The 21,412-nt window shown below is 75.4% G+C and carries 23 protein-coding genes and 1 pseudogene; 8 read left to right on the top strand and 16 right to left on the bottom strand.

Features of this window, described 5'->3' with window-relative positions; translation table 11 throughout:
* Positions 1-127: 127 nt before the first annotated feature.
* Positions 128-706: a GNAT family N-acetyltransferase gene (locus HLV61_RS09725; protein ID WP_369254749.1), complete on the top strand. Its 579-nt coding sequence runs from the start codon at positions 128-130 to the stop codon at positions 704-706.
* Positions 707-760: 54 nt separating this feature from the next.
* On the opposite strand, the gene HLV61_RS09720 is transcribed toward HLV61_RS09725, so the two are convergent.
* The 3 genes from HLV61_RS09720 to icmF all read right to left on the bottom strand — a co-directional run bounded on the left by HLV61_RS09720 (position 761) and on the right by icmF (position 6,177).
* Positions 761-1,885: an NDMA-dependent alcohol dehydrogenase gene (locus HLV61_RS09720; RefSeq protein ID WP_369254747.1), complete on the bottom strand. Its 1,125-nt coding sequence runs from the start codon at positions 1,883-1,885 to the stop codon at positions 761-763.
* A 270-nt stretch (positions 1,886-2,155) separates the two neighbouring features.
* Positions 2,156-2,926 carry a helical backbone metal receptor gene (locus HLV61_RS09715; protein WP_369254745.1) on the bottom strand — a complete coding sequence of 257 codons (771 nt, stop codon included), beginning with the start codon at positions 2,924-2,926 and terminating at the stop codon, positions 2,156-2,158.
* A 14-nt stretch (positions 2,927-2,940) separates the two neighbouring features.
* Positions 2,941-6,177, bottom strand: coding sequence for a fused isobutyryl-CoA mutase/GTPase IcmF (icmF, locus tag HLV61_RS09710; RefSeq protein WP_369254743.1), 3,237 nt, complete (start codon positions 6,175-6,177; stop codon positions 2,941-2,943).
* A gap of 154 nt (positions 6,178-6,331) precedes the next feature.
* Between icmF and HLV61_RS09705 the strand changes: the two genes are divergently transcribed.
* Complete coding sequence (locus tag HLV61_RS09705; protein ID WP_369254741.1) at positions 6,332-7,111, top strand: sporulation protein; 780 nt, start codon at positions 6,332-6,334, stop codon at positions 7,109-7,111.
* The gene (locus tag HLV61_RS09700) at positions 7,102-7,707 is read left to right on the top strand and encodes an NUDIX hydrolase (RefSeq protein ID WP_369254966.1); all 606 of its coding nucleotides are present in this window, start codon (positions 7,102-7,104) and stop codon (positions 7,705-7,707) included. Before HLV61_RS09705 ends, HLV61_RS09700 begins: the two co-directional genes overlap by 10 nt.
* On the opposite strand, the gene HLV61_RS09695 is transcribed toward HLV61_RS09700, so the two are convergent.
* From HLV61_RS09695 to HLV61_RS09670, 6 genes are read right to left on the bottom strand one after another with little or no spacing between them, the layout of a single operon-like run.
* Positions 7,704-8,096 (bottom strand): DUF4267 domain-containing protein, encoded by a 393-nt coding sequence (locus tag HLV61_RS09695; RefSeq protein WP_369254739.1) that lies wholly within the window; start codon positions 8,094-8,096, stop codon positions 7,704-7,706. The genes HLV61_RS09700 and HLV61_RS09695 overlap by 4 nt on opposite strands.
* The gene (locus HLV61_RS09690) at positions 8,093-8,662 is read right to left on the bottom strand and encodes a hypothetical protein (RefSeq protein WP_369254737.1); all 570 of its coding nucleotides are present in this window, start codon (positions 8,660-8,662) and stop codon (positions 8,093-8,095) included. Before HLV61_RS09690 ends, HLV61_RS09695 begins: the two co-directional genes overlap by 4 nt.
* Positions 8,659-9,291 carry a class I SAM-dependent methyltransferase gene (locus HLV61_RS09685; RefSeq protein ID WP_369254734.1) on the bottom strand — a complete coding sequence of 211 codons (633 nt, stop codon included), beginning with the start codon at positions 9,289-9,291 and terminating at the stop codon, positions 8,659-8,661. Before HLV61_RS09685 ends, HLV61_RS09690 begins: the two co-directional genes overlap by 4 nt.
* A gap of 17 nt (positions 9,292-9,308) precedes the next feature.
* Positions 9,309-10,199, bottom strand: a complete 891-nt coding sequence (locus tag HLV61_RS09680) for an alpha/beta fold hydrolase (protein WP_369254732.1) — start codon at positions 10,197-10,199, stop codon at positions 9,309-9,311.
* Between the two features lie 29 nt (positions 10,200-10,228).
* Positions 10,229-10,573, bottom strand: coding sequence for a gamma-glutamylcyclotransferase family protein (locus HLV61_RS09675; RefSeq protein WP_369254730.1), 345 nt, complete (start codon positions 10,571-10,573; stop codon positions 10,229-10,231).
* Between the two features lie 47 nt (positions 10,574-10,620).
* The gene (locus HLV61_RS09670; protein WP_369254728.1) at positions 10,621-11,181 is read right to left on the bottom strand and encodes a TIGR03086 family metal-binding protein; all 561 of its coding nucleotides are present in this window, start codon (positions 11,179-11,181) and stop codon (positions 10,621-10,623) included.
* A 37-nt stretch (positions 11,182-11,218) separates the two neighbouring features.
* On the opposite strand from HLV61_RS09670, the gene HLV61_RS09665 reads away from it, so the two are divergent.
* Both HLV61_RS09665 and HLV61_RS09660 read left to right on the top strand, forming a co-directional pair.
* On the top strand, positions 11,219-12,058 hold the full coding sequence (locus tag HLV61_RS09665; RefSeq protein ID WP_369254726.1) for a helix-turn-helix domain-containing protein: 840 nt from the start codon (positions 11,219-11,221) through the stop codon (positions 12,056-12,058).
* 267 nt (positions 12,059-12,325) lie between these two features.
* Positions 12,326-13,777, top strand: a complete 1,452-nt coding sequence (locus HLV61_RS09660; protein WP_369254724.1) for a cation:dicarboxylate symporter family transporter — start codon at positions 12,326-12,328, stop codon at positions 13,775-13,777.
* 6 nt (positions 13,778-13,783) lie between these two features.
* Here the strand turns inward: HLV61_RS09660 and HLV61_RS09655 are convergent, their stop codons facing one another.
* The 3 genes from HLV61_RS09655 to HLV61_RS09645 form a co-directional block, all read right to left on the bottom strand.
* Positions 13,784-14,662: an NAD(P)-dependent oxidoreductase gene (locus HLV61_RS09655; protein WP_369254722.1), complete on the bottom strand. Its 879-nt coding sequence runs from the start codon at positions 14,660-14,662 to the stop codon at positions 13,784-13,786.
* A gap of 32 nt (positions 14,663-14,694) precedes the next feature.
* Complete coding sequence (locus HLV61_RS09650) at positions 14,695-16,254, bottom strand: MFS transporter (protein ID WP_369254720.1); 1,560 nt, start codon at positions 16,252-16,254, stop codon at positions 14,695-14,697.
* 182 nt (positions 16,255-16,436) lie between these two features.
* Complete coding sequence (locus tag HLV61_RS09645) at positions 16,437-16,787, bottom strand: RidA family protein (protein WP_369254718.1); 351 nt, start codon at positions 16,785-16,787, stop codon at positions 16,437-16,439.
* A gap of 116 nt (positions 16,788-16,903) precedes the next feature.
* On the opposite strand from HLV61_RS09645, the gene HLV61_RS09640 reads away from it, so the two are divergent.
* From HLV61_RS09640 to HLV61_RS09630, 3 genes are read left to right on the top strand one after another with little or no spacing between them, the layout of a single operon-like run.
* Positions 16,904-17,515, top strand: coding sequence for a TetR/AcrR family transcriptional regulator (locus HLV61_RS09640; RefSeq protein WP_369254716.1), 612 nt, complete (start codon positions 16,904-16,906; stop codon positions 17,513-17,515).
* Positions 17,516-17,567: 52 nt separating this feature from the next.
* On the top strand, positions 17,568-18,491 hold the full coding sequence (locus HLV61_RS09635) for a helix-turn-helix domain-containing protein (RefSeq protein ID WP_369254714.1): 924 nt from the start codon (positions 17,568-17,570) through the stop codon (positions 18,489-18,491).
* Positions 18,488-19,036, top strand: a complete 549-nt coding sequence (locus HLV61_RS09630) for a dihydrofolate reductase family protein (protein ID WP_369254712.1) — start codon at positions 18,488-18,490, stop codon at positions 19,034-19,036. The genes HLV61_RS09635 and HLV61_RS09630 overlap by 4 nt, the downstream gene beginning before the upstream one ends.
* Before the next feature lie 99 nt (positions 19,037-19,135).
* On the opposite strand, the gene HLV61_RS09625 is transcribed toward HLV61_RS09630, so the two are convergent.
* The 4 genes and pseudogenes from HLV61_RS09625 to HLV61_RS09610 all read right to left on the bottom strand — a co-directional run.
* Positions 19,136-19,684 (bottom strand): dihydrofolate reductase family protein, encoded by a 549-nt coding sequence (locus tag HLV61_RS09625; RefSeq protein WP_369254710.1) that lies wholly within the window; start codon positions 19,682-19,684, stop codon positions 19,136-19,138.
* Positions 19,685-19,723: 39 nt separating this feature from the next.
* Positions 19,724-20,323, bottom strand: a complete 600-nt coding sequence (locus HLV61_RS09620; protein ID WP_369254708.1) for a YceI family protein — start codon at positions 20,321-20,323, stop codon at positions 19,724-19,726.
* A 92-nt stretch (positions 20,324-20,415) separates the two neighbouring features.
* The gene (locus HLV61_RS09615; protein ID WP_369254706.1) at positions 20,416-21,225 is read right to left on the bottom strand and encodes an acyl-CoA thioesterase; all 810 of its coding nucleotides are present in this window, start codon (positions 21,223-21,225) and stop codon (positions 20,416-20,418) included.
* 58 nt (positions 21,226-21,283) lie between these two features.
* Positions 21,284-21,412: pseudogene (locus HLV61_RS09610) on the bottom strand (acetyl-CoA C-acetyltransferase); the annotation flags it as partial.

Below are 21,412 nucleotides of genomic sequence, written 5' to 3'. Positions count from 1 at the left end.
CGGTGTGCGCGGAGGGCGCATCGCGGTCCGTGGGATGCGCCGTCAGCGCACACGCTCGAGCCGGTGGCCGCGAGGCCCGGGGAGCGCGGGCATGGCCGGGCGCCGCCGTCGGATCTAGCGTGGCCGGATGGCCATCGAGGTCGCACCGGCGACGAGGGAACGGTTCGACGACGTCGCGACGATCCTCGGCCCGAGGAACCCGGACTCGAACGTCTGCTGGTGCCTCAGCCACCGGCTCGACTCGCGGACGAACCGCGAGCTCGTCGGGCCGGCCCGCGGGGAGTTCGTCCGCGAGCTGACCGGCCGCCCGGTCGCCCCGGGGGTGCTCGCGTACGACGGCGGCGAGGTCGTCGGGTGGGCCGCGGTCGCGCCGCGGGCGGAGCTGCCCTTCGAGCGCTCGCGGAAGATCCCGCACGTCGACGACCTGCCCGTGTGGTCCCTGTGGTGCGTCCGGGTGCGGCCCGGCCACCGCGGCCAGGGGATCGCGCACGCGCTCGTCCGCGGCGCCGTGGACTACGCCGCGGCGAAGGGCGCCCCGGCCGTCGAGGGCTACCCGGTGGACAACCAGGGCCGCAAGGTCGACCTCACCATGGCCTTCGTCGGCACGCGGAGCCTGTTCGAGGAGGCGGGTTTCACCAAGGCCGCGGACACCGGCGCCGTCGCGGGGGGCTTCCCCCGCGTCCTGATGCGCCGGGTCGTCCCCTGAGGTCCTGCCGCCCGGCGGTCGACCCCCGGGCGGCAGGGTCCCCCGGCGAGCCGCTCAGTCGAAGAGGACCAGCCCGCGGATGTTCCTGCCGGCCTTCATGTCGTCGAAGCCCTCGGCGACCTGGTCGAGCGAGTAGGTCCGCGTCACGAGCTCGTCGAGCTTGAGGGTGCCGGCCTGGTACTGGGCCAGCAGGCTGGGGATGTCGTACCGGGGGTTGCAGCCGCCGAACAGCGCCCCCTGCAGCCGCTTCTGGAAGACCGTGAACATGGTGTTGTTGATCGGGATGCCGCCCGAGTGCCGCATGCTCCCGGTGCCGGTGAGCACGACCGTGCCCGCCTTGCGGATCGAGGCCACCGCCTCCGCGACGTGCTCGCCGGTGACGACGTCGACCGCCACGATGGCGGCGTCGGCGCCCTGGCCGTTCGTCATGGACCGGGCGAGTTCGGTGGCCTCGCCCATGGTCTCGGCCGTGTGCGTCGCGCCCAGGTCGAGGGCGGACTTGCGCTTGAACTCGACCGGGTCGACGGCGATGACCGCGCGGGCGCCGATGGCACGGGCGGCCTGCACGCTGTTGATCCCGACCCCGCCGACACCCATGACGATGACCACGTCGCCGTTCCGGGCGTCGGACATGTTGGTGACCGATCCCCATCCGGTGGGGACGCCGCAGGCGACGAGCGCGGCCCTGTCCAGTGGCAGCGCGGGGTCGATCTTGACCGCCGACCGGGCGTCGACGACGGTGTGCTCGCTCAGCGCGGCGAGGCCGTAGGCCTGACCCACCGGCCTGCCCTGGTAGGACATCCGGAAGCTGGTCGGGTCCTCGATCCGGGCGCCGCTGAACAGCCGCGCACCGAGGTCGCAGAGGTTCTGCCGGCCGGTCGAGCACATCCGGCACTTCCCGCACACCGCGACGAAGCTGAGCACCACGTGGTCACCCTCGGCCCACCCGGGGGTGTGGGGGCCGACGCCGACGACGACACCGGCGCCCTCGTGGCCACCGGCGAGGGGCAGCCGGAGCGGCGGGGCGGACCCGGGCGGGACGTCGTGGTCGTCGGTGTGGCACAGCCCGACGGCGGCCATCTTGACGAGCAGCTCGCCCTCGCGGGGGTCGTCGAGGTCGACCTCCGTGGCCTCGTACCGGCCGGGCTGCGTGTGGAGTACGGCACTGCGGGTCTTCACGACTGCTCCTTGTCCCCTCGGCGTCCGAGGTCTCACGGGCCCCGGGGAGGACGCTGCCCGTCCGGCTCGGCCGGTCGAGCGACGCGGTGCAGCAGCGCTCGTAGGAGCCACGCCGTCCCGGTGACCGGGACCGGGGTGCTCGAGGTCTCCGGGGCGGTGTGGGAGGGAGGGGAGGACCGTCCGCGCCTTCAGCGGACTCCCAGGGACTTCATAGCGGACTCCCAGGTCGATGTCACCGGCAGAGTCCGTCCCGACGCCGGGGAGCCCGGATCACGCGCCCGCCGCCGCCAGCAGGTCGGCGCGGGCGGTGGCCAGCGACGGGCCGTACCAGGTCAGCGCCCGGCCGGACACGAGCACCGTCCGGATGCCGGGGAACGCCTCGGGCCCGTCGTCGGCGGTGAAGAGGTACGGCTCGTCGGGCAGCAGGACGACGTCCGGCGCCGCGGCGACGACGTCGTCGACGGAGACGTGCGGATAGCGGTCCTCCCCCGCGCCGAAGACGTTCACCAGCCCGAGCCGCGCGAGCACGTCGCCGGTGAAGGTGCGCGGGCCGACGACCATCCACGGGTCCCGCCACACCGGTACGGCGCACCGCAGCGGCGGTGCCGGCACCGGCTGCGCCCACTCGGCGGCCGCCGAGGTCAGCCAGGCCGGCTCCGGCACGTCCAGCGCCTCGGAGAGGAGCCGGCGCATCGAGGCCAGCGCCTCGTCCACCGACTCGACCACCGTCACCCACACCGCGATCCCCGCGGCGCGCAGCCGGTCGACGTCGACGCGCCGGTTCTCCTCGCGGTTGCAGACGACGAGGTCCGGCGTCAGCGCCTCGATCGCCGCGCGGTCGGGGTTCTTCGTCCCCCGTACCCGGGGAACGTCGAGGTCGGCCGGGTGCGTGCACCAGTCGGTCGCGCCCACCAGCCGGTCGGGCACGGTGACCGCGAGCGCCTCGGTGAGGGAGGGCACCAGCGACACCACCCGCCGGGCCGGCCCCGCCAGCGGGACCGGCTCCCCCAGGTCGTCGACCGGGGCGGCAGAGATGGCCATTCCTGCCGCCTCCGTCAGACGTTGCGGCGGTACTGGCCGCCCACCTCGAAGAACGCCTCGCTGATCTGGCCGAGCGAGCACACCCGGACGGCGTCCATCAGCGCGGCGAACACGTTGCCGCCCGACGTCGCCGCCTCCTGCAGCGCCGCGAGCGCAGCGGGCGCCTCGTCGGCGTGGCGGGCCTGGAAGTCGGCCAGCCGGTCGAGCTGGGACTGCTTCTCCGCCTCGGTGGCCCGGGCGAGCTCCACCTTCCTCGGCGGGGCCTCGTCCCGGTGCGGGTCGAGGAAGGTGTTGACGCCGACGATCGGCAGGCTGCCGTCGTGCTTGCGGTGCTCGTAGAGCATCGACTCGTCCTGGATGCGCCCGCGCTGGTAGCCGGTCTCCATCGCGCCCAGCACGCCGCCGCGCTCGGCGATCCGGTCGAACTCGGACAGCACCGCCTCCTCGACCAGGTCGGTGAGCTCCTCGACGACCGCCGAGCCCTGCAGCGGGTTCTCGTTGCCGGCCAGGCCCCACTCCCGGTCGATGATCATCTGGATGGCCAGCGCGCGGCGCACCGAGTGCTCCGACGGCGTGGTCACCGCCTCGTCGTAGGCGTTGGTGTGCAGCGAGTTGGCGTTGTCGTAGATCGCGCACAGCGCCTGCAGCGTGGTGCGGATGTCGTTGAAGTCCATCTCCTGCGCGTGCAGCGACCGGCCCGACGTCTGCACGTGGTACTTCAGCTGCTGCGAGCGGGCGCCGGCGCCGTAGCGGTCGCGCATCGCCACCGCCCAGATGCGCCGCGCCACCCGGCCGATCACCGTGTACTCGGCGTCCATGCCGTTGGAGAAGAAGAACGACAGGTTGGGCGCGAAGTCGTCGATCGACATCCCGCGCGCCAGGTAGGCCTCGACGTAGGTGAAGCCGTTGGCCAGCGTGAAGGCGAGCTGGCTGATGGGGTTCGCCCCGGCCTCGGCGATGTGGTAGCCCGAGATCGACACCGAGTAGAAGTTGCGCACCCGGTGGTCGATGAACCACTGCTGGATGTCGGCCATGCAGCGCAGCGCGAACTCGGTCGAGAAGATGCAGGTGTTCTGGCCCTGGTCCTCCTTGAGGATGTCGGCCTGCACCGTGCCGCGGACGTTGGCCAGCACCCAGGCGCGGACCTCCTCGGCCTCCGCGGCGTCGGGCTCGCGGCCCTCGTCGGCGCGGAAGGCGTCCAGCCGCTGCTCGATCGCGGTGTTGAGGAACATCGCCAGCACCGCCGGGGCGGGGCCGTTGATGGTCATCGACACCGACGTCGTGGGCGAGCACAGGTCGAACCCGTCGTAGAGCACCCGCATGTCGTCGAGCGTGGCGATCGAGACGCCCGACGTGCCGACCTTGCCGTAGACGTCGGGCCGCGGCTGCGGGTCGCGGCCGTAGAGGGTCACCGAGTCGAACGCCGTCGACAGCCGGGTGGCCTCGTTGCCGGCCGACAGCACCCGGAACCGCCGGTTGGTGCGGAACGCGTCGCCCTCGCCGGCGAACATCCGCGCGGGGGCCTCCCCGGCCCGCTTGAACGGGAAGACGCCGGCCGTGTAGGGGAAGGAGCCCGGCAGGTTCTCCCGGCGCAGGAAGCGCAGCAGGTCACCGGCGTCGCTGGTGCGCGGCAGCGCCACCCGCGACACCTCCGTCCCGCTCAGGGTCTGCCGCTTGAGCGGCGTGCGGATCTCGCTGCCGCGCACCGTGTACACGAACTCGTCGCCGGAGTACTGCTCCACCCGCGCCGGCCACTCCTCGAGCAGCGCGCGCACCTCGGGCAGCACCTCGCGGTCGGCGGCGGCGGCCGCCTCGCGGGCCGGCTCCGCGGCCGGACCCTCCAGCACCTCGGCGGCGGTGGTCAGGTGCTGGCGGCGGCGGACGACGGCGGCCTGCTCCTCGGTGACCCGGTGGTGTCCCCGCACCGCCTCGGCCACCTCGGCCAGGTACCGCGCCCGCGACGCCGGCACCACGCTGGTCAGCCCGGTCGAGGCGCGCACGTCCACCCGCGGCAGCACCCCGGCGCCGGCGGGCAGGCCGCGCTCGACCAGCAGGCCGAGCAGGTGCTGGTAGAGGGCGGTGACGCCGTCGTCGTCGAAGCGGGCGGCGCTGGTGCCGAACACCGGCATCTGCTCCCACGGCTGACCGAACGCCTCGCGGTTGCGCACCATCTGCCGGGCGACGTCGCGCCGGGCGTCCTCGGCGCCGCGCCGCTCGAACTTGTTGATCGCCACCACGTCGGCGAGGTCGAGCATGTCGATCTTCTCGAGCTGCGAGGCGGCGCCGAACTCCGGCGTCATGACGTAGAGCGAGACGTCGCTGAAGGGCACGATCGCCGCGTCGCCCTGCCCGATGCCCGGCGTCTCCACGATCACCAGGTCGAAGCCGGCGGCCTTGACCGCGGCGAGGACGTCGTCGAGGTGCGCGGGCACCTGCGCGCCGGCGGTGCGGGTGGCCATCGAGCGGAAGAAGGTGTGCGAGCCCTCGCCGGACTCCAGCGCGTTCATCCGGATCCGGTCGCCGAGCAGCGCGCCGCCGCCCCGGCGGCGGCTGGGGTCGATCGCGACGACGGCGACCCGCAGCTTGTCCTCCTGGTCGCGGCGCAGCCGGCGCAGCAGCTCGTCGGTGAGCGAGGACTTGCCCGAGCCGCCGGTGCCGGTGATGCCGAGGACCGGCACGGTGCGCCCGGCCGCGGCCTCCCGGACCCGTGCCGCCAGCGCCTCGTCGGCACCGGCCTCCAGCACGGTGACCGCCCGCGCCAGCGCCCGCGGGTCGCCGGTGAGCAGCGCGTCGACGTCGGGGCCCTCGGTGGCGAGGTCGACGTCGCAGGTGCGGATCAGCTCGTTGATCATCCCCGGCAGGCCGAGCCGGGCGCCGTCCTCGGGACTGAACACCCGCACGCCGCGCTCGGCGAGCAGCGCGATCTCCTCGGGCACGATCACGCCCCCGCCGCCGCCGAACACCCGGACGTGCCCCGCCCCGGCCGCGGCCAGCCGCTCCCTGAGGTAGCTGAAGTACTCGACGTGCCCGCCCTGGTAGCTGGAGACGGCGACGCCCTGCACGTCCTCCTCGACGGCGGCCCGCACGACCTCGTCGACACCGCGGTCGTGGCCGAGGTGGACGACCTCCGCCCCCTGGCTCTGCAGCAGCCGCCGCATCACGTTGATCGCGGCGTCGTGCCCGTCGAACAGGCTCGCCGCCGTGACGAACCGGACGGGGTGGACGGGCACGTGCAGCTCCGCGGACGCCATGCCCGAACGGTAGGCCCGATGTAGTAGGACGTCCAACTACCCGGCAGTAGCCTGGTGCGCGTCCAGGAGGCGGGGCGCGCGGGAACCCCTCGTCAGCCCCCGGTCGTGGTGTCAGAGTGCCCGCCGTCCCCGAACCGAACGGAGTTGTCCCCCCATGGCCTTCCGCGACCTGATGGCGAGACTCGGCGCCGGCAACGCCACCGTCGACGCCGTCCTCGACACCCCGACCACCACCCCCGGCGGCACCGTCACCGGCACGGTGCACCTCACCGGCGGCCAGGTCGCCCAGGAGATCAACGAGCTCCGGGTGTCCCTGCAGGCCACCGTCGAGGTGGAGAGCGGCGACCACGAGTGGAAGGAGAACGTCACCTTCGGCACCGCGCCGATCGCCGGCGCCGGCCGGATCGAGGCAGGCGCGCGTGCGGCGATCCCGTTCAGCTTCCCGGTGCCGTGGCAGTGCCCGTTCACCTCGCTCGACGGCTGGTCGCTGCGCGGGGTGAGGATCGGCCTGCGCACCCGGGTCGACATCCCCGGCGGCACGGACCCGGGTGACCTCGACGCTGTCACCGTCGAGCCGCTGCCGGTGCAGCGCACGGTGATCCAGGCGCTGGGCGGCCTCGGCTTCACCTTCCGCGGCGCCGACGTCGAGAAGGGCCGGCTGGCCGGCAGCGACCTGCCCTTCTACCAGGAGGTCGAGTTCGCCCCGCCGTCGTCGCTGCGCGGTCGGGTCAACGAGCTCGAGGTGACGTTCCTGGCGTCCCCGCACGGTGTCGAGGTCGTCCTGGAGGTCGACCGCCGCGGCGGCCTGCTGACCGAGGGCCGCGACGTCGGCGGCCGCCTGCACCTCTCGCACCGCGACACCGACGTCTCGGCGGTGGCCGCGCAGCTCGACGCGGCCGTCCGCCGGCTCGGTGGCCGGCGCGGCTGGTTCTGACGCTCGACCGGGGAACGGCCGCCGCGCGCCTGCGGGACCTCCCGCGGCGCGCGGCCGACCGTCCCGAGCTGCGCCAGGCCGCCGTCGCCGTCTGCGTGACCGAGGAACCGGGCGGGCCGGCCCTGCTGGTGACCCGGCGCGCGGCGCGGCTGCGGGCGCACGCCGGGCAGTGGGCGCTGCCCGGCGGCCGGCTCGACCCCGGCGAGACCCCCGTGCAGGCCGCGCTGCGCGAGCTCGGCGAGGAGGTCGGTCTCGAACGAAGCCCGGACGACGTCGTCGGGCTGCTCGACGACTACGTGACCCGCTCGGGCTACGTGATGACCCCGGTGGTCGTGTGGGCCGGCGAGACCGGCGAGCTGCGCCCCGCCGAGGCCGAGGTGGCCGCGGTGTACCGGGTGCCGCTCGCCGACCTCGACGTCGACCCGGTGCTGGTGACCATCCCCGAGTCCGAGGCGCCGGTCATCCGGCTGCCGCTGCTGGGCGGCTGGGTGCACGCCCCGACCGCGGCCGTGGTCCACCAGTTCTGCCAGGTCGCGTGCCGAGGGCTGCCCACCCGCGTCGCCCACCTCGAGCAGCCGGTCTTCGCCTGGCGTTAGCGGCGGTGCCAGCGGGCGGCGCCGTAGGAGGCCAGCGCCAGCACGAGGCCCGAGAGCGCCGCACTCCTGGCCGCCACGTCGCCTTCCGCGCGCGAGGTCCACACCGCCGCCGCGTCCAGGCCGGTGAGCAGCAGCGTCACCTCGGTGGTGCGCCTGGCCTGCGGCGCCGGGGTGACCAGCAGTGCCGCGCCCATCGCGATGTTCCGGGCAGCGCCCAACCGCACGAGCAGCGGCAGGGCGACGTCACCCCGCGCCGCGTCGGGCCGCACGCCGAGCGCCCCGGCGATCCACCGGGGGGCGAACAGGGCCGCCGTCCCGATCCAGATCGACAGCGACCCGACGGTCTTGCGGGTGACGTCCCAGTCCCGGCCTCCGACGCTGCTGCTCACGAGCTGCCCTTGCCCGCGAACTGCCTGGTCGAACCGGCAGTGAGCACGAGGACCACCGCGAGGAACGGCAGGGTGACCCAGCTGGCCACGACGTCGCTGACCGTGGCCACGGTGAACGCCGCGGCCGAGGGCGCGTCCAGCGGCCCGATCACCTGCCCGAGCCCCAGCGCCGCCACCGACGCCGGCACGGTCAGCAGCGCCGACACCGCACCGCCGAGCACCACCCCGGCGAGCACCGCGGCCGGCGAGGTGCGCACCGCCCGCAGCGCGGTCGCCGTCCCCCGGCCCAGCGCGCCGCCCGGCCGCACCCGGCCGGTGCCGGGCAGGTCGGTGAACGCGCCGGTGAGCCACAGCTGGGCGACCAGGCCGGTGGCGAAGCCGACCGCGTCGACCAGGAGGGCGTGCGCGAGGCTCGGGTCGCGGTGGACCAGCAGCTGGCGCAGCACGTCGGGCACGGTGTTGACGAGCGTGACCGCCAGCGCGACGGCGTAGACCCGCCCGGCGTGCCGGCGCAGCAGCGCCAGGCTCCCGCGGAGGATCCCGGCCGGTCCCCGGTCACCGCTCACGTGCGGGTGGCGACGGCCTGGATCCACCGGTCACCCGCCGCCCGCCGCAGCCGCCCGGCCGGCACCTCCAGGCCGTGCGCGCGCAGCTCGGCGAGCAGCTCGTCGGTGGAGAAGCGGTCGGCCGGGTGGCGGGAGACCGCGCGCAGCCACGGGGCGTCGACGAAGCGGGCGGTCATCTCCGTCAGTGCCAGCTGCCCGCCGGGACGCAGCACCCGGGCGGCCTCGGCCACGGCGGCGCGCCAGTCGGCGATGTGGTGCAGCGCGTGGAAGTCGACGACGAGGTCCACGCTCGCGTCGTCGACCGGGAGGGCGGTGGCGTCCCCGACCCGGAAGGTGGCCTTGCCGTCGAGGTCGGCGCAGGCCATCCGGGCCCGGCCGACGGTGGCCGGGTAGAGGTCGAACGCCGTCACGTCGGTGGCGCCCAGCCGCTCGACGGCGACCCGGGCGCCCAGGCCGCGGCGGCCCGTGCCGATCTCGACGGCGCGCTGCCCGCGGGCCCCCAGGCGGTGCAGGATCGCGCCCTCGACCCGCAGGCCGATCTCGTGGCGCAGGCGGGAGTCGACCCACAGGCGGTTGGCGTCGACGTAGGTGGGCGGCACCGTGCTGCTACCGCGCTGGACAGGAGGCATGTCGCCGCGCTACCCACTCAGGCCACGAGTGCACCGTAGACGTCACGGGCGTGGTCGAAGACGAGGAAGTGGCCCTCGCCGGCGAACCAGTGCGCCGTGCAGTCGGGCAGCATCCCCGCGAGCACCCGGCCCAGCGCCACCGGCACCTGCCAGTCCTGCGTGCCGTGCCAGACGTCGACGTGCTGGCGCACCTCGCCCACCGGGAAGCCCCACGGCCGGAACAGCAGCGCCCGGTCCTCGGCGAGCGCCGCGACGCCCTGGCGCATCCCCTCGGTGAAGGAGCGCGCCATGACGCGGCGGACGGCGGGGCGGCCGAGCACGCGGCGGTCGGCGGGGTTGAGCCGCAGCTGCAGGTAGCGCGGCAGCAGCTGGGGGCGGACGGTCAGCGGCGCGAACACCGGCCGCAGCAGCGCCGCCGTCACCGGGGAGGGCCGGTGCGCGGCCGCGCGGACCGACGTCGGCAGCCAGCCCGGCCACGGCCACGGCACGTCCGGCGGCGGGGCACCGCCGAGGATCCCGACCGCGGTCACCCGGTCGGGCATCGCGTGCGCGCAGGCCAGCGCGTAGGCAGCCCCGCCGGACAGCGACAGGGCGGCGAAGCGGTCGATGCCGAGGGAGTCCAGCAACTGGGCGACGTCACCGGGCCAGTCGGTCACCCGCCGGCCCGGCTGCGGGTCCGAGCGGCCGAAGCCCGGCCGGTCGGGCACCACCAGCCGGACGCCCCAGCGGCGGTAGGCGGCGGCGTCGTCGACGTGCCGCTCGAACCGGGAGCTCGGGGAGCCGTGGCAGCCCAGCACCGGCCGGCCGTCGGGGTCGCCCCACTCGGCGTAGGCCATCGTGCGGCCGTCGCGCAGCTGCAGCCGGCCCTCGCGGGGCCCGTCGGCGGTGTCGGTGTTCCCGGGATGCATGTCCCGGGCCTACCCCGGGCGTCGCCGGCTCAGCCCCGGTCGGGTGGGAGGTGCACGTAGAGGTGCGCCTCGACCTCGCCGTCGTCCGTGGCGACGGGGACCAGGACCCGCTCGTACCCCGGGCCCTCGAACTCGTCCAGCCGGGACCAGTGCGCGGGGAGATCGGCCGACTCCAGGACCTGGACGTCGACCACCGGGCCGTCGGGGTCGAGGACCATCGCGGGGAAGCCGAGGGCGGCGCCCCAGCCCTCCTCGACGAGCCGCCCGCGCACCGTCCCCCGGAACCACCGGCCCCGCAGCTCCGCGACGTGGGAGTGGTTGGGACGGCCGGGCGCGAGGCTGCCGTAGGTCACGAGCCGGTGCTCCGCGTCCATCCCGGAGATCCTCCCGCCCGTGCCGGTCCCGGCGCCACCGAGCCGGCTCAGGCCCGGCGGCCCAGCAGGGCCAGCACCCGCGCCTCGCGGCCGGCGTCGCCGGGCACCTCGACGGCGGGGCGGCAGATGCCGTCCGCGTAGAGGGCGTCGCCCCAGGTGCCGGCACCGGACTCGACGCGCTCGATCTCCGCGTCGGTGAGCCCGGCGTCCTGGCCGGTGCCGCGGGCGAGGTCCCAGCGGTGCACGACCATGTCCCAGACGTAGAACTGCGCGAGCGTCTCCCCCACCGTCGTCGGGCCGGAGAAGCCGTCGTAGGGCTCGTCGGCGACGGCCGGGTCGGACACGGCGGCGAGCACGCGCCCGGCGTGCGCGCGCAGCGCGGCGGCCGGGTCGGCGGCGACGTCGGGCGCCGGCCCCAGGTCGGTCCCGCGGCCGGTGAGGAACTCGCGCTGGGTGTCGACCAGGTGCGTGACGACGTCGCGGGCCGACCAGTCCTCGCAGGGGGTGGCGGCGTCCCAGCCGTCGGCGGGGACGGCGTCGGCGACGGCGAGCAGCGGCTCCAGGACGGCGGCGTAGTCGGTGGCGATCGGGGTGCCCGTGGCGGTCATGACGGCAGCGTCGCCGGTACGGCAACCTGGCGTCTTGATGGAACCCGACAGCACCCCCGTGCACCGCCGCGACACCATCGAGCGGGCGCACCTGCGGGACCCCCGCGACGCCTCGCACGTCATGTACCGCTACGAGACGGCAGGTCCGATGGCCGCGCTGGTGCAGCGGACGTGGATCCCGGTGTGGTCGGTGCCGCCGGGACAGGAGGCCGCGCAGCGGGTGCTGCAGTACCCGGTCTGCCTCGTCGTCGTCACCCCGGACTACGCCCGCTTCTACGGCGTGGTGTCCGGCCTGTCGACGACGACGCTCACCGGCGAGGGCTGGGCGGCCGGCGTCATGCTCACCCCGGCGGCCGGCGCGCTCGTCGCGGGCGGGCCGGTGTCGGCCCACACCGACCGGTCCGTCGACGTCGCCGAGGTCCTGGGCGACGACGGCACCCGGCTCGCCGCCCGCGTGCGCGCCGCGATGGCCGGCGACCCGCACTCCCCCGACGCGCACGCGGCCGCGCGGGCCGCCTACGCCGACGCCCTGCGGCGGTTCCTCCCGGTCGACGAGGAGGGTCTGCTGGTCGACCGGCTGGTGGCGCTGGTCGAGTCGCGGCCGGACCTGACGCGGGTCGACCAGCTGTGTGCCCGGACGGGGCTGTCCGAGCGCGCGCTGCAGCGGCTGGCGTCCCGCCGGCTGGGGCTGTCCCCCAAGTGGCTGGTGCAGCGGCGCCGGCTGCAGGAGGCCGCGGAACGGCTGCGCGACCGGACGACGACGGCCGCGCAGGTCGCCGCCGACCTCGGGTACGCCGACCAGCCGCACCTGACCCGCGACTTCGCCCGCGTCACCGGGATGACCCCGGGCGAGTTCGCCGCGCGGTACGCGCCGTGAGCGGCAGAGCGCGGTACGCGCCGTGAGCGGCAGAGCGCGGTACGCGCCGTGACCGGCAGGACGCCGTAGGCGCCGGGTCGCGCCACGAGCCTCCTGCTGCCCGCGTCCTCGAGCGGCAGGACCTCCCGGGTGGAGCGGCCGGCTCACCCGACTCTCCGCCTCCGGGCCTGCCCGCGACGGACGGTGACCGGGCCCCGTGTTGCGGGTCACCCCCCGACGGCACACCGTGGTGCGACCGCCGTCCCCCTCCCCGCCAGGAGCAGCCCCATGCCCTCCCCGTCCACAGGCGGGGGCACCGCCCCGGCCGACGGCGACCAGCCCACGCCGCGCCGGCGCCGCGACCGCACCCACTGGCTCTACATCGCGGTGATCGCCGCGGTGGCGCTCGGCATCCTCGTGGGCCTGGTGTTCCCCGGCTTCGCGACGTCGCTGAAGTGGCTGGGCGACGCCTTCGTCGGGCTGATCCGGATGCTCATCGCCCCGGTCATCTTCTGCACGATCGTGCTGGGCATCGGCGCGGTCCGGAAGGCCGCGGCGGTGGGCCGGATCGGCGGCCTGACGCTGGGCTACTTCCTGCTGATGTCCACCGTCGCCCTGGCCATCGGCCTGGTGGTGGGCAACCTCCTGCACCCCGGCGACGGCCTGGAGCTGTCCGAAGAGCTGCGCGGCCGCGGGTCGGAGCTGGCCGAGACCGCCGAGGAGAGCGGCGGCACGGTCGACTTCCTGCTGGGCCTGATCCCGACGACGCTGGTCTCCGCGCTCACCGACGGCTCGGTGCTGCAGGCGCTGCTGGTGGCGCTGCTGGCCGGCTTCGCCATCCAGGCGATGGGCGCGGCCGGGGAACCGATCCTGCGCGGCATCGGGCACTTCCAGAAGCTGGTCTTCCGGATCCTGGCGATGGTCATGTGGGTGGCCCCGATCGGCGCCTTCGGCGCGATCGCGGCGGTGGTCGGCGAGACCGGCGTCGACGCCCTGAAGAGCCTCGCGGTGATCATGTTCGGCTTCTACGCCACCTGCGTGGTCTTCGTCTTCGGCATCCTCGGGCTGATCCTGCGGCTGGTGGCCAAACTCAACGTCCTCCGGCTGCTCAGGTACCTCGGCCGGGAGTTCCTGCTCATCCTGTCGACGTCGTCGTCGGAGACGGCGCTGCCGCGGCTGATCGCCAAGATGGAGCACGCCGGCGTCAGCCAGTCGGTGGCCGGCATCGTGGTGCCGACCGGGTACTCCTTCAACCTCGACGGCACCGCCATCTACCTGACGATGGCCTCGCTGTTCATCGCCGAGGCCCTCGGCGACCCGCTGTCCCTCGGCGAGCAGATCGGCCTGCTCGCGTTCATGATCATCGCCTCGAAGGGCGCCGCCGGGGTCACCGGCGCGGGCCTGGCCACCCTCGCCGGGGGCCTGTCGGCGCACCGGCCCGAGCTGCTCGACGGCGTCGGCCTGATCGTGGGCATCGACCGGTTCATGTCCGAGGCCCGGGCCCTGACCAACTTCGCCGGCAACGCGGTCGCCACCGTGCTCGTGGCCACGTGGACCCGGCAGCTGGACCGCGACCAGCTCGAGGCGGCGCTGTCGGGACGCTCGCCGTTCGACGAGGCGCGCATGCTCGACGACCACGGCGGCGGTGGCGAGCTCCCGGCCGACGCCACCAGCGCCGGTCCCGGCAACCGGGACGCCGGCGACGGGCTGCGCCGGCTGGCCGAGAGCCCGGAGCGGTAGCCGGGCTCAGTCCGGCTCGGGTCCCTGGACCTCGAGGCCCTGGATGACCGCCGCCATGTCGACCGCAGCGGGATCGCCCACCCGGTCGGCGGCGGCGTCCATGGTCTCGAGCACGGCCGCGGTGAGCCGGTCGGAGACCCCGCCGGCCTGCAGCGCGGCGCGGATCAGGCGGGCGTCCTTGGCCGCGCCGGCCAGCCCGAAGCTCGGCGGGTAGTCGCCGGCCATCATCAGGCCGGCCTTGAGGTGGGCGTAGGCGGAGTCCACCGGGCCGCCCTCGATCGCGTCGAGGAAGGACTGCGGGTCCAGGCCCAGCGCCCGGGCGAGCGCGATCGCCTGCGCGGTCCCGGCGGTGAGCATGAACAGCCACGAGTTGCAGGCGAGCTTCAGCCGGCTCCCGGCGCCCGCCGCGCCGAGCCACAGCGTCGTCGACCCGAGGGCGTCGAACACCGGGGCGAGCCGCTCGCGGGCCTCGTCGGGTCCGCTGGCCAGCAGCGTCAGCGCGCCCTCCGCCGCCGGCTCCCTCGTGCCGAGGACGGGGCAGTCGACGAGCACCAGGTCCAGCTCGCGGGCCGTCGCGACGGTGCGGTCGGCGCCCTCGACGCCGACCGTGGAGCACTGCAGCCACGTCGTCCCGGCGGCGGGGGCGGCCTGCCGGACGACGTCGACCACCGCGTCGGCGTCGAGCAGCATGCTCAGGACGACGTCGGCGCCGTCGGCCGCCTCGGCGGGGGACGCGAACGCCCCGGCGCCGGTGTCCGTGAGCGCCTGCGCCTTGGCGGGGTCGCGGTTCCACGCGCGCACCGGGAGGCCGGCCCGCCGCAGCGAGGTGACCATCCCCGCGCCCATCGTCCCGGTGCCGAGCACCGCCACCGTCGGTCCCGCCATGCCGTCCTCCTCGTCGTCGTCCCGTGGCCCGGTCAGTGGTGCCAGGCGTGGCCGTGGCTGTGCACGTGGTCGGGGCCGTGCCGCTCCTCCCGCACCCGGTCGCGCTCGGCGGCCGCCGCCTCGGCGTCCTCGGCGCGGTTGCGGCGCAGGTCGACCACGCCGAGCACGAGCGCGGCCACCGCGCCGAGCACCGACACGGCGAGCCCCGCGGCCGCCGCGACCGGGTAGTCGTCGCCGGTCGCCGAGAGGACGAGGTAGAACAGCCCCGGCAGCGCCGCGGTGCCGATCGCCGCGCCGAAGCGCTGCGCCGTCTGCAGGCCGCCGCCGGCCGAGCCGGCCATCGACACCGGCACGTCGCGCAGGGTCATCGTGATGTTGGGCGAGATGACGAAGCCGCCGCCGATGCCGCCCACGAGCAGCGCCGGCGCGATGGCCCATCCGGCGGCCGACGGCGGCACCAGCAGCAGGACCACCGCCGCGGCGGCCAGCCCGACGATGACGCCGGCCAGCCCGAGCACCGTGAGCTTGCGCCCGTAGCGCTCGACCAGCCGCCCGGCGACGACCGCGGCCGACGCCGACCCGAGGGCGAACGGCGTCACGGCCAGGCCCGACTGCAGCGGCGTGTAGCCCAGGCCGACCTGGAAGAACAGCGCGAACACCAGCCAGATGCCGCTGAACCCGACGAAGTAGACGGTGCCCAGCGCCGCGCCGATGCCGTAGCCGCGGGTCTGCGTGACCAGCCGCGGGTCGAACACCGGCTGCCCCTCGTGCGCCACCACCCGCCGTTCCCAGGCGACGAACGCCCCGAGCAGCACCGCCCCGACACCGAACAGCCACCACAGCTGCGCCAGCCCGCCGGACTCCGCCTGCACCAGCGGGAACAGCACCGCCAGCGCACCGGCGCCGAGCAGCAGCACGCCGACGACGTCGATCCGCCCGCGCCCGCCCGACCCGCCGCGGGGCAGGAACCGCAGCGCGAGCACGAAGGCGACGACGCCGATCGGCACGTTGACGAGGAACAGCCAGCGCCAGCCGTCGGGACCCGACGCGAGCCCGAGGATGGCGCCGCCGGCGACCGGGCCGACGGCGGTGGAGATCCCGACCGTGGCACCGAACAGGCCGAAGGCCCGCCCGCGCTCGCCCCCGCGGAACAGCTGCTGGATGAACGCGGAGTTCTGCGGCGCCAGGCAGCCGGCGGCCAGCCCCTGCACCAGCCGCGCGGCGACCAGCCAGGCCACCGACGGCGCCGCCCCGCACGCGGCGCTGGAGACCACGAACAGGGCCAGCCCGATGAGGAACATGCGCCGCCGGCCGATGGCGTCCCCGAGCCGCCCGGCGGGCACCAGCATCAGGCCGAAGGTGAGCGCGTAGCCCGACACGACCCACTGCACGGTCGCCGGGGTGGCGCCCAGGTCGCGCTGCAGCGAGGGCAGCGCCACCGACACGATGCTGACGTCGAGCAGGCTCATGAAGCCGACGACGAGGGTGACCGACAGCGCGCTCCACCGCTTCGGGTCCGGGCGGTACTCCTCGGCGGCGGACTGCTCCTGCAGGGAGCCCGGAGCGGCGTCGGTCGATGCGCGTGGCGGCACGGGGAGGCCTTCCGGGAGTGCAGCGGGCGCCCGGCGCGGGGGATCCGCCCGGCCGGGGGGCGCGGCGGCCGTCCGGCCGGCCGCGCGGTGCTTGCACTACCCGGTCGCGCACCACCGACACGCGCCCGTGCCGGTGACGGTCACTCCAGGACGGTCACTCCAGGACGGTCACTCCAGGACGGTCACTCCAGGACCGCGGTCGCGTCCACCTCGACGAGCAGGTCCGGCTCGGCCAGCGCGGCCACCGGGAGCAGGGTCACCGGCCGGGTCAGGTCGCACTCCAGCCGGGCCGCCGCGCGGGCCACGCCCTCGCCGAGCGCGGCGAGCTTCGAGGGGTCCCAGTCGACGAGGTAGAGGGTCACCTTCGCGACGTCGTCGAAGCTGCCGCCGACGGCGTCGAGCGCGGTGGCGACGTTGAGGTAGGCCTGCTCGACCTGGGCGGCGAGGTCGCCGGCACCGACGGGTGCGCCGTCGGCGGTGCGGGCCACCTGGCCGGCGAGGTAGACGGTGCGGCTGCCGCGGGCGACGGCCATCTGGCGGTAGACGCCCGGGACGGGCAGGCCGGGCGGGTCGATCAGCTCGACGGTTACGGTTCCTCCTGGTGGGATGGTGGGGCTGAACCATAGCGTTGCTATGGCATGATGGTCCAGTGCCCCGCCGACCCGATCCCGCCGTCCGCCTGCAGCTCGTCGAGCGGGCGGCCCGGATGCTCGCCGCGCGCGAGCCGGTGACCCTGCGCGCGCTGGTGGAGGGCACCGGCGCCTCGACCATGGCCGTCTACACGCACTTCGGCGGGATGCCCGGGCTGTGGAGCGCCGTGCGGCAGGAGGGCTTCACCCGGCTGACCGCCCGGCTGGCCGCCGTCCCCCGCACCGACGACGCCGTGCACGACCTCGCCGCACTGGGCGTGGCCTACGCCCGCACCGCCCTGGAGCACCCCGAGCTGTACCGGGCGATGTTCGACGCCGGGGCCGACCTCGCCGACGAGGCCGCCGCCGACGCGTCGTTCGACCGGCTGGTGGCCGCGGCGGCGCGGGCGCGCGACGAGGGGCGCCTCGCCCCCGACGCCGACCCGCGCACGCTGGCCACCCAGGTCTGGGCCGCCGGGCACGGGCTGGTCTCGCTGGTCGTGCAGGGCGTGCTGCCCGCCGAGGTCCTCGCGCCGCTGACGACCAGCACCACCGTGGCCCTGCTGGCCGCCGCCGGGGACGAGCCCGGCCGCTGCCGCGCCTCGGTGGAGGCGGCGTGGGCCGCCGGCTGACGGCGCAAGAACGGTCGGGCGCGGGAGGCGGCCGGGTCGCCAGACTCCTCGTGTGACGCCACCCGGCCGCGACCGCCTCCGCGAACTCCTCGACGCCGTCCTCGACGAGGACAACCGGACGCTCTCCGACATGGCCGGGGACGCCTACGCCTCGCCGTTCCACTTCAGCCGGCAGGTGTCCGGCGGCGCCGGGGAGTCACCGGTCGCGCTGCGCCGCCGGGTGGTGCTGGAGCGCGCGGCCTGGCAGCTGCGCCAGGGCGCGAGCGTCACCGACGCCGCCTTCGCCGCCGGCTACGAGTCGGTCGAGGGCTTCAGCCGGGCGTTCGCGCGCGCCTACGGCCGCAACCCCGGCTCGGTGGCCGCCGGCGGCGCCGGGCGGGACGCCCACTGGCTGCCCGCGCCCAACGGCATCCACTTCCACCCGCCCTCGTCGCTGTGGGTGGCCGACGAGCCGGCCCGCCGCGGCGGCGACGAGGTCACCGCGCTGCTGGTGCACCACGGCGTCGAGGACACCCGCGCCCTGCTGGAGCTGGCCAAGGCCCTGCCCGCCGACGAGTACCGGCGGGTGCGGGCGCCGGGCCTGTCGATGCTGCCCTGGGACGGCGCCGAGGAGACGCTGGCCGCCGTGCTGGACACCCTCGTCTGGACGCTGGAGGTCTGGATGGCCTCCCTCGAGGGCGGCGACGCCCCCGTCCGCGGCGCCGACGACGCCGCCGCCCTGCTCGACCGGCACGACGCCGTCGCGCCGCGCTGGCTGGCCGCGGTCCGCGAGATCGCCCGCCGCGGCGCGTGGGGCGACCGGCTGGTGGACGCGCTGTGCGAGCCGCCGGAGAGCTTCGTCCTCGGCAGCGTCGTCGCGCACGTCCTCACCTTCTCCGCGCACCGCCGGCTCCTGGCCCGGCACTGGCTGCGCGAGGCCGGCGTCGAGGTCGACACCGGCGACCCCATCGAGTGGCTCCAACGGAGGGAACGATGACCCGCACCGTCTACTACACCGCCACCACGCTCGACGGCTTCATCGCCGGTCCGCAGCACTCCCTCGACTGGCTGCTCACGCGGGAGGCCGACCACGAGGGGGTCATGGGCTACAAGGCGTTCGAGAAGACCGTCGGGTCGCTGGTCATGGGCGCCTCGACCTACCAGTGGATCCGCGACAACGGCGGCCCGGACGCCTGGACCTACGACCAGCCGGCGTGGGTGCTGACCCACCGCACGATGGAGGCCTACGCCGGCGCCGACATCCGGTTCACCGCCGCCGACTCCACCGACGACCTGCTCGCCCTGCACGCGGACCTGGTCGCGGCCGCCGGGGGCCTCGACGTGTGGGTGGTCGGCGGCGGCCCGGTGGCCGCGCAGTTCGCCGGCGCCGGGCTGCTCGACGAGGTGGTCGTGTCGATCGCGCCGGTGACCCTGGGCGCCGGGTCGCCGCTGCTGCCGGCGCACGTGGAGCTGGTGACCCGCGAGGTGGCGCAGAACGGCGAGTTCGCCGTCGTGCGCTACGACGTCGTCCGTCCCGGCTGAGCACCCCGCCGGGTCGGCGAGTCGACACCTCGACGGGACGACAGCTCGACGTGCCGATCCGTCGACCTACCGATCCGTCGACGTGTCGACGAGGCGACCTCAGCGCTCGACGCGGTAGCGGCAGTGGGTCACGCGCGGCGCGGGGACCACCCGGACCGGCGTGAGCCGCAGCGGGCGGCCGGAGCGGACGAACAGCGGCAGGCCGTCGCCGACCACGACCGGGACGACGTGCAGCTGCACCTCGTCGACCAGGCCGGCGGCGAGGCACTGCCGGGCGACGTCGGCACCGCCGCCGACGGCCACCCACCGCTCCCCCGCCAGCTCCGCCGCCCGTGCCACCGCATCGGGCACGCCGGTGACGAACTCGAAGCGCACCGGCCCGGCCGGCAGCGGTGCGGGGGGCCGGTGCGTCACCACCACGTGCGGCACGTCGTAGGGCGTCTCGTCCCAGCCCTGGGCGTCGTCGGCCGACCCGTAGGCGTTGCGCCCGACGACGATCGCGCCGGTCTCGGCCACCATCGCCTCCACGACCGGCCGGCTGGCCTCGGGAGGGTCGAAGAACCAGTCGTAGAGCCCGACGTCGGCCCCGCCGGGACCGCTCACCAGGCCGTCGAGCGAGATCGCCATGTCCAGCAGCACGCGCGCCATGCAGGGGAGGACCGCCCGCGCCCGCGGGACTGAGCGGCGTCAGGCGCTGCGGATCACCGAGACGTCGAACTCCACCTGGATGCGGTCGCTGACCAGCACGCCGCCGGTGTCCAGCGGGGTGTTCCAGACCAGGCCCCAGTCGCTGCGCTTGATCGACAGCGCGCCCTCGAAGCCCACCCGGGTGTTGCCGAAGGGGTCCTTCGCCGAGCCGGTCAGGCTGAACTCGACGGTCACCGGCCGGGTGACGTCGCGGATGGTGAGGTCGCCGCTGACCTCGTAGGTCTCCTCGTCGACCTGCTCGACCCCGGTGGAGGTGAACACCATCTCCGGCCAGCGCTCGACGTCGAGGAAGTCCGGGGAGCGCAGGTGCGCGTCCCGGTCGGCCTGCCCGGTGTCGACGCTCGCCGTCCGGATCCGGATCGAGACGCTGCTCGCCTCGGGGTGCAGCGTGTCGAGGTGGGCCTCGCCGGCGAAGTCGGTGAACGCGCCGCGGACCGTCGTCACCATCGCGTGCCGTGCCCGGATGCCGATCCGGGTGTGCGCCACGTCGATCGTGTAGTCGCCCGAGACGTCGGCCAGTGCGACCGTCGCCGCGTCGAAGTCGGTGGAGCTGCCCTCGGGTGCCCGGTGCTTCGCCACGTGTCCGTCCTTCCCCCTCGCAGACGACCCATCCTCGCCGATCAGGACGGCGGTGCTCCCGCCGGGCTCCGGGACGCCCCGCCCCGGCCGGCTCAGCGGCCCGGGCGGAACGGGTTGCGGCCCGGCCGGAACAGCGTCTCCTGGGCCAGGCTCGCGGCCAGCACGCCGTCGCGGGTGGTGATCGAGCCGGTGTACCAGCCCCGCCCACCGGAGACGGTGTGCGGGACGAGGTCCATGAGCACCCAGGCGTCGAGGCGCGCCGGCCGGTGGAACCACACCGCGTGGTCCAGGGTCGGGCCGGGCGCGGCCTCGTCCTCCGGCAGCGCCGACAGGCCGGTGCCGATGTCGGAGAGGTAGGTGAGCGCGCAGGCGTGCACCAGCGGGTCGTCGGGCAGCGCCACGGTCGACCGGGACCAGAAGCGGGTCGGCCAGGTGGCCTGCGGACGGGGCTGGCTGGGCCGGCGGCTCTCCATGGTGAACAGCCGCGGCAGCGAGAAGGGCTCGCACCCGGCCGGGTCCTCCGCGGCCGGTGCCGCCGCCACCTGGACGTCGGGCCCGGCGGTCGGCGCCTGGAACGACGCCGACATCGACAGCACGACCTCCCCGCCCTGCACCGCCACCACCCGGCGGGCGGAGAACGAGCCGCCGTCGCGGTCCCGGTCGACCCGGAACACGGTGGGCCGGGCGGCGTCGCCGCTGCGCAGGAAGTAGCCGTGCAGCGAGTGCGGCAGCCGGTCGGGCTCGACGGTGCGGCCGGCCGCGAGCAGCGCCTGCGCGGCGACCTGGCCGCCGTAGAGCGGCAGCGGATCGGGGAAGACCAGCGTGCTGCGGTAGAGGTCGCGGTCGACCTCCTCGAGCGTCAGGACGTCGAGCAGCGTGGGGTCCCCGGAGGCGGCGCTCACGACCGGCGACCGTAACCGGGCCCGGGACCGCCGCGTCGCACGGCCCCGGGCCCCGGACTCAGAGGAGCTCGAGGATGGTGGCGTTGGCCTGGCCGCCGCCCTCGCACATCGTCTGCAGGCCGTAGCGGATGCCGTTGTCGCGCATGTGGTGCACGAGCGTGGTCATGATGCGCGCGCCGGAGCCGCC

The organism is Geodermatophilus amargosae (assembly GCF_041028265.1).
Lineage (GTDB): Bacteria > Actinomycetota > Actinomycetes > Mycobacteriales > Geodermatophilaceae > Geodermatophilus > Geodermatophilus amargosae_A.
The sequence above is the reverse complement of the archived record's forward strand: the minus strand, read 5'-3'. Positions and strand labels throughout refer to the sequence as shown.

Excerpts from the sequence above, each read along its gene's own strand:
- HLV61_RS09725 (WP_369254749.1), top strand. The coding sequence starts at position 128 with ATGGCCATCGAGGTCGCACCGGCGACGAGGGAACGGTTCGACGACGTC.
- HLV61_RS09715 (WP_369254745.1), bottom strand. The coding sequence starts at position 2,926 with ATGGCCATCTCTGCCGCCCCGGTCGACGACCTGGGGGAGCCGGTCCCG.
- icmF (WP_369254743.1), bottom strand. The coding sequence starts at position 6,177 with ATGGCGTCCGCGGAGCTGCACGTGCCCGTCCACCCCGTCCGGTTCGTC.
- HLV61_RS09705 (WP_369254741.1), top strand. The coding sequence starts at position 6,332 with ATGGCCTTCCGCGACCTGATGGCGAGACTCGGCGCCGGCAACGCCACC.
- HLV61_RS09685 (WP_369254734.1), bottom strand. The coding sequence starts at position 9,291 with ATGCCTCCTGTCCAGCGCGGTAGCAGCACGGTGCCGCCCACCTACGTC.
- HLV61_RS09680 (WP_369254732.1), bottom strand. The coding sequence starts at position 10,199 with ATGCATCCCGGGAACACCGACACCGCCGACGGGCCCCGCGAGGGCCGG.
- HLV61_RS09675 (WP_369254730.1), bottom strand. The coding sequence starts at position 10,573 with ATGGACGCGGAGCACCGGCTCGTGACCTACGGCAGCCTCGCGCCCGGC.
- HLV61_RS09670 (WP_369254728.1), bottom strand. The coding sequence starts at position 11,181 with ATGACCGCCACGGGCACCCCGATCGCCACCGACTACGCCGCCGTCCTG.
- HLV61_RS09665 (WP_369254726.1), top strand. The coding sequence starts at position 11,219 with ATGGAACCCGACAGCACCCCCGTGCACCGCCGCGACACCATCGAGCGG.
- HLV61_RS09660 (WP_369254724.1), top strand. The coding sequence starts at position 12,326 with ATGCCCTCCCCGTCCACAGGCGGGGGCACCGCCCCGGCCGACGGCGAC.
- HLV61_RS09655 (WP_369254722.1), bottom strand. The coding sequence starts at position 14,662 with ATGGCGGGACCGACGGTGGCGGTGCTCGGCACCGGGACGATGGGCGCG.
- HLV61_RS09645 (WP_369254718.1), bottom strand. The coding sequence starts at position 16,787 with ATGGCCGTCGCCCGCGGCAGCCGCACCGTCTACCTCGCCGGCCAGGTG.
- HLV61_RS09630 (WP_369254712.1), top strand. The coding sequence starts at position 18,488 with ATGACCCGCACCGTCTACTACACCGCCACCACGCTCGACGGCTTCATC.
- HLV61_RS09625 (WP_369254710.1), bottom strand. The coding sequence starts at position 19,684 with ATGGCGCGCGTGCTGCTGGACATGGCGATCTCGCTCGACGGCCTGGTG.